This is a genomic window from Pseudomonas sp. K5002, from assembly GCF_013386655.1.
Classification (GTDB): Bacteria; Pseudomonadota; Gammaproteobacteria; order Pseudomonadales; family Pseudomonadaceae; genus Aquipseudomonas.
Genome location: NZ_JACARK010000091.1, coordinates 1 through 6608, shown reverse-complemented (window position 1 = coordinate 6608; position 6608 = coordinate 1). Strand labels below are relative to the sequence as shown.

Annotated in this window: 8 protein-coding genes; 2 read left to right on the top strand and 6 right to left on the bottom strand. The window is 60.5% G+C overall.

All coding sequences use genetic code 11. From position 1 onward, the window contains the following. Window positions 1-27: 27 nt before the first annotated feature. The 6 genes from HX846_RS05720 to HX846_RS05695 all read right to left on the bottom strand — a co-directional run bounded on the left by HX846_RS05720 (window position 28) and on the right by HX846_RS05695 (window position 5289). Window positions 28-537, bottom strand: coding sequence for a hypothetical protein (locus HX846_RS05720; protein WP_003213081.1), 510 nt, complete (start codon window positions 535-537; stop codon window positions 28-30). A gap of 135 nt (window positions 538-672) precedes the next feature. Continuing rightward, on the bottom strand, window positions 673-2082 hold the full coding sequence (locus HX846_RS05715; RefSeq protein WP_177019375.1) for an MFS transporter: 1410 nt from the start codon (window positions 2080-2082) through the stop codon (window positions 673-675). An 11-nt stretch (window positions 2083-2093) separates the two neighbouring features. Then, window positions 2094-2831 carry an NAD(P)-dependent oxidoreductase gene (locus tag HX846_RS05710; protein ID WP_177027654.1) on the bottom strand — a complete coding sequence of 246 codons (738 nt, stop codon included), beginning with the start codon at window positions 2829-2831 and terminating at the stop codon, window positions 2094-2096. A 16-nt stretch (window positions 2832-2847) separates the two neighbouring features. Continuing rightward, window positions 2848-3480 carry a glutathione S-transferase family protein gene (locus HX846_RS05705; protein WP_177027655.1) on the bottom strand — a complete coding sequence of 211 codons (633 nt, stop codon included), beginning with the start codon at window positions 3478-3480 and terminating at the stop codon, window positions 2848-2850. A 199-nt stretch (window positions 3481-3679) separates the two neighbouring features. After that, a complete protein-coding gene (locus HX846_RS05700) occupies window positions 3680-3916 on the bottom strand; it encodes a DUF6124 family protein (protein ID WP_178965102.1) in 237 nt (78 codons plus the stop codon). Window positions 3917-4257: 341 nt separating this feature from the next. Beyond that, window positions 4258-5289, bottom strand: a complete 1032-nt coding sequence (locus HX846_RS05695; RefSeq protein WP_173883063.1) for a LacI family DNA-binding transcriptional regulator — start codon at window positions 5287-5289, stop codon at window positions 4258-4260. Between the two features lie 212 nt (window positions 5290-5501). Here HX846_RS05695 and HX846_RS05690 point away from each other — a divergent pair, with 212 nt between their 5' ends. Both HX846_RS05690 and HX846_RS05685 read left to right on the top strand, forming a co-directional pair. Further along, a complete protein-coding gene (locus HX846_RS05690; RefSeq protein ID WP_087693163.1) occupies window positions 5502-6035 on the top strand; it encodes a gluconokinase in 534 nt (177 codons plus the stop codon). 84 nt (window positions 6036-6119) lie between these two features. After that, a partial coding sequence (locus tag HX846_RS05685) for an SLC13 family permease (protein ID WP_218645395.1) occupies window positions 6120-6608 on the top strand: 489 nt, incomplete at its 3' end.

Here is a 6608-nt window from a genome sequence, read left to right as displayed (position 1 = left end):
GCTCCCACATTTGGTTTGTGGTGTGGCTTAGATCGCAGCCAGGGTTTCTTTCACCGTCTGCGCCTGCGGGTCAGCCGTCTTCGCCGCTACCTGCTGCGCCTGCTGCTCCTTCAGGCGTTCTGCAACTTCCTTGGAAATAGCATCCTGCTTGTCCTGAGGCATGTTCTTCACATCGTCCTCGGTCAAACCCTGTTCCTTGAGCAGTTGCTCGCGGATGCGCTCGGCCGGGCTTTTTTTCATGTAGTCGGTGAAGTCACTGCGGGCCGACGTGGTGGAGTCAGTCTTGGCCGTATCGGTGGTCGAGGCGGTTGCGGTGGTGGCTTGCAACTGCACACGGGTCTTGGCGAAGGCGGCATTGATGTTGTCGGCAGTGGCGTCGGCCGCTGCCTGTGTGGTCGATACAGTGGTAGTGCCCTGTTGCACGTTTTGCGCAGCACCGCTGTACAGCGCGCTGGCCGCGGCGTTGGCCGGGTCCATGTCTGCGCGCTTGATGCGTTGGATCGTCGACTGAGCCTGGGGATTGTTGTTGATCAGCATGATCAGGACACCTGTGGATGTGGGCGGTGCCACAGGTGGAGCAATTAGCGTGCCCAGTGGTATGGCCCCGTGTTTACGGGGCTTTTGGTCGCTACCGTCGGCAAGCGTTGGCGTGCCGCCGGCCATTGTTTGCCGCTAGTGGGCAATGTTCTCCAGCGCCAGGTTGCGGGTGCGCGGGCCGAACCAACTGATGGTGATCATCACGATCAACATGCTGCTGGCGATAAACGCCAACACGCCGGGCGTGCCGAGGTGTTCGAGGATCACGCCGATCAACAGGCTGCTGAACACCGTCGACAACCGGCTGAACGAATAGCAGAAACCCACCGCCCGGGCGCGGATGTTGGTGGGGAACAGTTCGCTCTGGTAGGAGTGATAACTGAAACTCAGCCAGGCGTTGCAGAAGGTGATCATCACCCCGCAGATCACCAGGCCCACGGCGGTGGTTTGCAGCGCGAACAAACTGCCGAAGATCACCGCGCCGAGCGCCGAGCCGACAATCTGCCATTTGTTCTCAAACCGGTTCGCCACCTTCACAAACAGCAGCGGCCCCAACGGGTAGGCGAGGGTGATGATGAAGGCATAGCCCAGGCTGTGAGTGACGCTCACGCCCTGGCCCGAGAGCAGGGCCGGCAGCCAGTTGCCGAAGCCAAAAAAACCGATGGCCTGGAACACATGAAACACAATCAGCATCAACGCCCGGCGCCGGTACGGCGGTTGCCAGATATCGGCGAAGCGCCCTTGGCCCTGCACGCTGACGGCTTGCGGTTCCGGCTCATCGAGTGGCTTGCCGTGGTCTTTCCGGCAGCGCGCTTCGAGGCTGTCCATGATCTGCCCGGCTTCCTCGAAACGGCCTTTTTGTGCGAGCCAGCGCGGCGATTCCGGCAGGCGCTTGCGCAGTTGCCAGATAAACAGCGCAAATACCGCACTGCTCACCACTACCCAGCGCCAGCCGGAAATCCCGAACGGTGCCTGGGGTACCAGCCACCACGACATCAACGCCACCGCCGGCACCGACAGGAACTGGATGAAAAACGCAAAGGCAAACGCCGAGCTGCGCATGCGCTTGGGCACCAGTTCCGAGAGGTAGGCGTCGATGGTCACCAGCTCGATGCCCAAACCAATGCCCACCAGGAAGCGCATGCAGATGATGCCCAGGGCGGAGGTCTGGATACCCATCAACACGGTGGCGACGGTGTACCAGATCAACGCAAAGGTGAAGATCGCCCGGCGCCCGTAGCGGTCGGCAATCGGGCTGAGCAGGCTGGCGCCGAGGAACAGGCCGAGAAAGGTCGCCGAGGCAAAGGCCGCCTGGTCGGAGAAGCCGAATACGCCCTGGCTGCCGGTGTGGAAAATTCCGTCACTGATCAGGCCGGGGCTGATATAGGCAGTCTGGAACAAGTCATACAGCTCGAAAAAGCCGCCAATCGACAGCAGCGCCACCAGGCGCCAGACAGTGGCGACGGCGGGCAACCGATCAATGCGCGCGCTGATGTGCGCGGCGCGGATCGGGTCGATACCGTCTGCAAGAGAGGGTGAAGACATGGGCAGAAGACTCAATAAGTGATCGGGATCTCGAATGCCTGGAACGCATCATCCACCGGTTGGTAACCCAGCACACGGGTTGTTTCGCTGAGGTCCAGGCGTTTGAAACGGTTATTGGAAATGCCATGGGCGATCAGGTGTTTCACCCCGATGGTTTCCACCGAGCGTTGCAGCAGTTGCACGGCGTCGCGGGGGCTGAGCCAGGCGCTGAGGTCGCGGGCGTTGTTCAGGTCGTGGGTTTCGGGGAATTCAAACGCACCGATGCGCAGGGCGATGGTGGAGAGCGGGGTTTTGGCCGCGTAAAAACCGCACAGGGCTTCGCCGTAGCATTTGCTCACGCCGTACAGGTTGGCGGGCAATACAGGCATGCCCGGCGTGATCTGCCGGTCTACCGGGTAGCCTTCGATGGTCTGGGCACTGCTGGCGAATACCAGGCGCTTCACACCTGCGGCCACGGCGGCTTCGAACAGGTAGGTGGTGGCCAGGATATTGTTGGGCAACAACTCGTCGAAGGTCGCGCTGGCGTGGGGGATGCCCGACAGGTGCACGATCACGTCAATCCCATCGAGCAGGGCGGCGAGGGCGGTTTTGTCGCTCAGGTCGGCGTGGATGAAACGGTGCTCGCCGAGGGCGAAATCCGGCTCGATGCGGTCGGTGAGGGTGAAGCGGTAGCGGTCTTTCGACGCTTCGAAAAACGTCTTGCCGATGCGGCCACAGGCGCCGGTGAGTAGTACGTTGAGTCCGTTCATTGTGTAGTCCTTGTTTTTAGTTGTGGCCGTCGAGGGCGAAGGTTTTGAAGCCGGGGCGTTGGCTGAGGGTTTCGTAGTAAGCGCTGACCGCCGGGTAGGACGGATGCTCCATGGGCGTCATCCACCAGCGGTGCACCGACAGGCCGATGAGGATGTCGGCCAATGTGAAGTCTTTACCGGCGACGTAGGCACCGGTTTTGATCAGTTGTTCTTCGAGCAGGCCCATCTTGTCGTTCCAGGCCTTTACCGCGGCGGCGATGGCTGGCGCGTCCAGGCCGTCCGGGTTGTTGCGCACCAGGGCGGTAAACGCAGCACCCCAGGAACGGTTGAGTTCGATGGCTTGCCAGTCTATCCATTGCTCGACTCTGGCCCGGGCTGCCGGCTCGACAGGCAACAGGTCGTGGCGTTGGTGCAGGCCCATGAGGTAGCGGCAGATGGTATTGGATTCCCACAGCACGCCGTTGTCGTCGATGATCACCGGGACTTGGGCGTTGGGGTTCAGGGCCAGGAATTCGGGGGACTGGGTGGAGGCGAAGCCGATGCCCCAGTCTTCGCGGTCGTAGGGGATATCCAGTTCCTGGCAGGTCCACAGGACTTTTCGCACGTTGATGGAAGAAGTGCGACCGAGGATTTTCAGCAAATGGCCCATGGTGCTTTCCTGACGAGGGTGAGAAGGCAGGGGGCAATTTAGCAGGGGCCAGAAGGCACGGCGAGGTTGTTAAGTGGGCAGGATCAAAAATGTGGGAGCGGGCTTGCTCGCGAATGCGGTGTATCAGTGATGGAAAGCTCGGCTGACACACCGCATTCGCGAGCAAGCCCGCTCCCACAGTTTGACCGCGTGCGGTCTGTTAGATCAGTGGTGATTCCTGGTCCATCAGCTTGCCCATCAGCAATACGCCCAACTCACTCAACTGGTGAATCGCCAATGCGGTGTCGCGGTCTTTGCCGGTGAGTTCATCAGACAGGTCGAGCAATAACGTGCTGACCGAGGAAAACGTCTCGTAGCTGTTGGCGATCAGGCTTTCGCTGTTGGCGTCGGGGCTGACGGTGAATAAGGAAGGAGGATTGGGAGTAACTTTGAACATAAGCGTGACCTCTATCTGGGCCATCACCTGATCGCTACTAAACGAAAGGGTGGCGGCTGCACGCAGGTTAGTAGACCGGCAAAGTCACACAAAAATCCGGCGCGCCACAAGGGCGCCCTGCGCACAGCCACCATCAAGCACAGACCCGTAAGTCTGATAGATGAAGCTCATGCTCATTCTGTATGACTGTCCAGGCTACTAAACCCGATCACTGAGAAATTCAGCGACCGGGCAACCTTAGAGAGCCCTACCCAGGCGCACAAGCCGGCGGATTCTGACGTACCTGTAGGTAACGGAGCAAGGCGCTGCCATCAACACCAGCCACTTCCTACAGCTACCGCCTAGGTACTCTCGCGCACCTTCAACTCAAACCCCATGTCCACCACCGGCCGGGCGATCTTGTTGCCGGCCATCACCGTCAGCAAATGCTCTGCCGCGCGCCGGCCAATGGCTTCACGCGGCGTACTGATGCTGCTCAGTCGCGGCACCATGAACGAGGAGGAGGGCAGGTCGTTGAAGCCCAGCACCGAGATCTGGTCCGGCACCTTGATGCCATGGCGCAGCGCTTCCAGCAACGCACCCTGAGCCAGGTCGTCGTTGCCAAAGAAGATCGCGTCCACGTCCGGATGGCTGGCCAGCAGTTGCAGGAACAATTCACCACCCAGGCCCAGCGACGATGGCCGTGGCGTCAGCACTTCGAGTGCCGGGTCGTACAACCCCGCCTGCTGCAACGCCCGGCGAAAGCCTTCACCGCGCAACAACGTGCGCTGGTCCAGTTGCGCGCCAATGTAGGCCAGGCGCTTGCGACCCCGTGAGATCAAATGCGCGGCCGCCGTTTCCCCGGCGTTCAACTGCGAGAATCCTACGCAGTTCAGGCCAGCACTCGGGTCCAGGTCCATCATGTACACACACGGCACATTGCTCGATTCCACCATGCGCCGGGCGCTTTCCGTACGGTCAAACCCGGTCAGCAGCAGCCCCCGTGGCTGGTAGGCCATGTAGTTGCGCAGCAGGTCTTCTTCTTCGTCGCGGGAATAGTGGGTGTTGCCGATCAGCACTTCAAAGCCCTTGGGCCGCAGCACCTGGTGGATGGCTTCCAGGGTTTCGATAAACAGCAGGTTGGACAGCGACGGCACCAACACCACCACCGACTGACTCTGGGCAGATGCCAGGGCACGGGCGGCCGGGTTGACCACGTAGCTCAGTTCGGCGGCGGCTTTTTGCACTTTTTCCACCAGTTCGGTGGCCACGGTGCTGATGCCGCGCAAGGCCCGGGAGGCGGTAATCGGGCTCACGCCAGCCAGGCGGGCCACTTCATTGAGGGTGGGGCGGCCCGTGGTGCGGGTATTTTTATCGTTCTTGGGAGTCATCAGGCGGCTTGCCAAACAAAAATCGAGGCACTAAGGTAGCGCTGTCTCCAAGACCCTGCAAATTCTTGAACGTCGGGATGCCTGTTCCCGTTCAAACCTTTGGAGCAGATGCACGCGTCACTCCATAAAAATGACAAGACGGCGCGGGAAAAGCCTGTTTTTGCACTAGCCTTACAGCGTGCAAAGGTAGCGCTATCTGCGTCTTGAGGTGTTTCATGAGTCAACCTGTTACTGCCCTCGTGATCATGGGTGTTTCCGGCTGTGGCAAGTCCAGCGTCAGCGAGGCCCTGTGCCTGCTGAACGGCGCCACTGCCATCGAAGGCGACAGCTTTCACCCCGCCGCGAACATCGAGAAGATGAGCGCCGGCCATCCCCTTAACGACGAAGACCGCGCCGGCTGGCTCGACATCCTGTGCGATGAGCTGCGCCGCTCGCTCAAGGCCGGCGAGCATCCGGTGCTCACCTGTTCGGCCCTGAAGAAGAAATACCGCGACCACCTGCGCGAAGCCGCGCCGGGCTTGGGGTTTGTGTTTCTGGAGCTGACCCGCGAAGTCGCCGCCGACCGTGTATCCCATCGCCCCGGCCATTTCATGCCGGCCAGCCTTATAGACAGCCAGTTCGCCACCCTGGAATCCCCGGTGGGCGAGCCGTTGACCCTGGCGCTGAACGCCAGTGAAGACAGCGTCGAAGAACTGGCCGAGCAAACCAATGCCTGGTGGCTCGAACACGGCTTTGAACCAAACAAATAATTTTTTGCCGGACAAGATAGCGCTGTCCGCCTGCACTGAATTTTTTACCGGCTTTAATAACAACAACAAACAGGAGAGACCCCCATGTTTGGCTTGTCCCACGATACCTATCTGCTGCTCGATGCAGTGGTGACCATCATCGGCCTGATCGTGTTGATCACCCGGTTCAAAGTCCACCCGTTCATTGCGCTGATCATCGCAGCAGGCTTTCTCGGCCTGACCTCGGGCATGCCCGTGGACAAGATCATCAAGGCCTTCCAGGACGGCTTCGGCGGGGTGCTCGGCTTTGTCGGGATTATCCTCGCGCTGGGTACGATGCTCGGCAAGATGATGGCCGATTCCGGCGGTGCCGATCAGATCGCGCAAACCCTGGTGCGGGCCTTCGGCAAGGAGAAGGTGCAGTGGGCAATGATGTTCGCCGCGTTCCTGGTGGGCATTCCGCTGTTCTTCGAGATCGGTTTTGTGTTGCTGATCCCGCTGGTGTTTATCGTTGCGCGCCGTACCGGTGTGTCGCTGATCAAGATCGGCATTCCGCTGCTGGCCGGCCTGTCGGCGGTGCACGGCCTGGTGCCA

What these genes read in the sequence shown, in the direction of transcription:
- HX846_RS05710 (WP_177027654.1), bottom strand. Translation starts at nt 2,831, where the DNA reads ATGAACGGACTCAACGTACTACTCACCGGCGCCTGTGGCCGCATCGGC.
- HX846_RS05715 (WP_177019375.1), bottom strand. Translation starts at nt 2,082, where the DNA reads ATGTCTTCACCCTCTCTTGCAGACGGTATCGACCCGATCCGCGCCGCG.
- HX846_RS05720 (WP_003213081.1), bottom strand. Translation starts at nt 537, where the DNA reads ATGCTGATCAACAACAATCCCCAGGCTCAGTCGACGATCCAACGCATC.
- HX846_RS05700 (WP_178965102.1), bottom strand. Translation starts at nt 3,916, where the DNA reads ATGTTCAAAGTTACTCCCAATCCTCCTTCCTTATTCACCGTCAGCCCC.
- HX846_RS05690 (WP_087693163.1), top strand. Translation starts at nt 5,502, where the DNA reads ATGAGTCAACCTGTTACTGCCCTCGTGATCATGGGTGTTTCCGGCTGT.
- HX846_RS05705 (WP_177027655.1), bottom strand. Translation starts at nt 3,480, where the DNA reads ATGGGCCATTTGCTGAAAATCCTCGGTCGCACTTCTTCCATCAACGTG.